Genomic DNA, 3079 nt, shown 5'->3' on the forward strand with positions numbered 1-3079 from the left:
ACGACGCTCTTCCGATCTGAAGATATGCAAGCCATTTGTTTGTTGGACAATGGACAAAGAATTGGGCATAACCCTGACAGAGGCACTAAACAAACAAAAAATGCCTGCATATAACGGACGGTTTGGCGCAAGCGGGGCGGTGGCTCGCCTGAAAGTTTGTGGTAATTTGGAAGTTTCGTTCCCGTCCGAACGGCAGTGGAAGCCCCGCCTGCGCCAAGCCGCTGGGACGTTGCATGCAATGGTGGACAGAGACTGTTCACAAAATCACAAATAATAAAACAATAATTTATTAATACACTTGTATTCAACTCGAAACAAAAGAGTTGAAATGGATGTATCAGCAAAAAAAGCACAAATTGACAGTGCAAGAAAAAATAAAGACGATGAATTTTATACTTACTTTGAAGATATAAGCGCTGAAGTTCCTTTGTATAAAGAACAACTACGAGGTAAGAGAATTTTGTGTCCTTGTGACTGGGATGAAAGTTACAACGAAGAGATAGTTTTTAAAGAAGAAAATCATATTATAAAAACTACACTTTTTAATGAAAATGGAACGGTAAAAAACATTAATATTGAACAAACTAAAAAGAAAATCGAAAAAGATTTGAACTATATTAAATGTAATTTCGTGAAATTTTTGGTATCCCACGCTGAAATTTACGGTATAAAGTCAATTTCAGTAAGCGGATATAATCCAACAACTAACAAAGGTATTCGTTTTCAGGACGTTGATTACAGTCATTATGATTTAGTTATAACCAATCCTCCATTTAGTCAATTTCGTGAATTTATTGATGTAATGTTTAAAAACCAAATGGAATTTTTAATAATAGGACCTTTATCAGCAATTTCGTATATCAATATTTTTCCATTTATAAAAAATAATCAACTATGGCATGGTTATCATAATGTAAAAAATTTTTTAAAACCCAACGGAACAACAATGCAAATGGGTAATGTTTTGTGGTACACAAATTTAGATGTATCGTATAGACATGATAAAATGATTTTGACAGAAGAATATTACCCAAATAAATATCAAAAATTCGATAACTATGATGCAATAAATATAGAAAGAACAAAAGAAATTCCCCACAATTACAATGATTTAATGGGTGTTCCCATAACATTTTTACAAAAATACAATCCTGAACAATTTGAAATTGTAGATGGCATTGGCAGGTATAGTATGCTTACAGGTGTAACAACAGCAACAAAAGGTTATTATTTAACAACAGTTAATGGCAAACGAAAATTTGCTAAAATTATTATCAAAAGGAAATAGTAATACAATGAAAATAAAAGAATTATACGCCGAAGTAAATGACGGTAAAATAATAAGCGATATTGCATTACAGCGAGAAATTGTTTATAATACAGAAAAGCAACGACTTGTAATTGACAGCATAATTAAAGGCATACCACTGCCCGCTTTCTATTTTTGGAAAAATACAGATGGAATTTTGGAAGTTCTTGATGGCAAGCAACGTATAGAAGCATTGATACAATTTTTTCAGAATAATATCGAATACGAAGGAAAACTATGGCGACAATATAATGCTGATTTTCAAGCAAAGATCAATGAAACAGACATTTCGGACATAATTTGCAAAGGCACAGAAGAATTGAAACGAGAGATATTTTTTCGCATCAATACGCTCGGCGTTCCGCTTTCGCGCTTTGAAGTTTTGAACGGACTTTACAACGGCGAATATTTGCGCGGTTTGACAGCATTTGTGGGACAAGACCGCGACGTCATAAAAATTCTCGGCGGTAACTCTCGTGGTAATAATCAAATGAAAGTGTTGAGAATGCTTGCCGTTCTACAAAACAAGAAAAGCATTGACGAATATGTTAAAACAAACAAAGACAATTCATTTGAAACAGACCAAAGACTTGTTATAAAGCCGATAAAATTTATTGCTTCCGTTTTTGAAAAATACTCGGAACTTGACATATTATTCTATCTTTCCATAAAATATACAACTGACATTTCAATTTGGAAAGAGAACAAAACGGAAATTAATAAACAGATAAACAATTATTTAAAAGACAAAATTAGATTAACTTTAACAGACAAGAAAACCGAAATTGAAGATATAATCCAAGCAGTTGTAAACGGCATTTCAGTTGACCCGAAACGACTATTTTCACTTGAAGAAAAAGAGGAGTTATTACATCAGCAAATATCTGAAAACAATCGATATAAATGTTCACACTGTAAACAACTATTTTTTGCTAACGAACTTGAAATTGACCATATAACAGCTTGGAGTAAAGGCGGTCGTACAGTTTTATCCAATGCGCAACTACTTTGTAAGTCTTGTAATTCAAAAAAAGGTAATAGAAATTAAAAACGATTTTCGGAGAATGTGTGATGATTTGAAAAAAAATAAAAATAAGTGGGTAAATTAGCAAAAAAATAGTTGAAAATCACTGCAATGCAACGGTCGGTTTTGCGCTATTGCGGTCGTATCACGCAGAAAAGTTGTGAGATTTTGAAACCTTGTAGCCCGCTCTAACGTAAGTGAAACCGCAACATCGCAAAGCCGCCGGAACGTTGGCTGCAATGCGGCGAGAGCGAGGTATAAAGCGGGTACCGTACCGAGAGGAAGTGTAACTCGAAAGAGAGATAGAAAGTTCAACCTGACAGAGCAGTAGGTAATAATCTATATCAAGCGAGTATGACACAAAAAATTGTATTCCACGAGCAAAAAATGGAAATACCTGTTAAAAACGGAGCCGATGCCCGTTATTACGGAGAGTTGATGTATATTATTTATGATGCTCCATACTGTAGATTGCGTTTTGCTAATAACACAGATTACAATGTCGAAACCTCACTTCAAAGCATAACAGACAATTTGCCTGAAGCCGCATTTTTCAAATGCAATAGGTCAGTCGTCATAAATATTTGTTATTACAAGGGGTATAGATTGAAACCTCCTGTGATAGCGATAGAAGACGGCAAAGAGTTTGATTTATCACGACGAAAAATAAACGAATTTATAAAGATGAAAAACAATTTGCCACGAATTTCACCGCCTTGTCCTAAATGCTATACTTGCAAAATAGA

The 3079-nt window shown here is 34.2% G+C and carries 4 protein-coding genes; all 4 read left to right on the forward strand.

Annotated elements, in window-relative coordinates:
- Positions 1-100 precede the first annotated feature (100 nt).
- Entirely contained in the window at positions 101-274 is a 174-nt protein-coding gene (locus tag LBH98_02360; protein ID MDR0303600.1) for a hypothetical protein, read from the forward strand.
- A gap of 54 nt (positions 275-328) precedes the next feature.
- Entirely contained in the window at positions 329-1288 is a 960-nt protein-coding gene (locus tag LBH98_02365; GenBank protein MDR0303601.1) for an adenine-specific methyltransferase EcoRI family protein, read from the forward strand.
- Positions 1289-1295: 7 nt separating this feature from the next.
- On the forward strand, positions 1296-2357 hold the full coding sequence (locus LBH98_02370; GenBank protein ID MDR0303602.1) for a DUF262 domain-containing protein: 1062 nt from the start codon (positions 1296-1298) through the stop codon (positions 2355-2357).
- A 363-nt stretch (positions 2358-2720) separates the two neighbouring features.
- A partial coding sequence (locus tag LBH98_02375) for a LytTR family transcriptional regulator (GenBank protein ID MDR0303603.1) occupies positions 2721-3079 on the forward strand: 359 nt, incomplete at its 3' end.

It is taken from the genome of Chitinispirillales bacterium (genome assembly GCA_031254455.1).
Classification (GTDB): Bacteria; Fibrobacterota; Chitinivibrionia; order Chitinivibrionales; family Chitinivibrionaceae; genus WRFX01.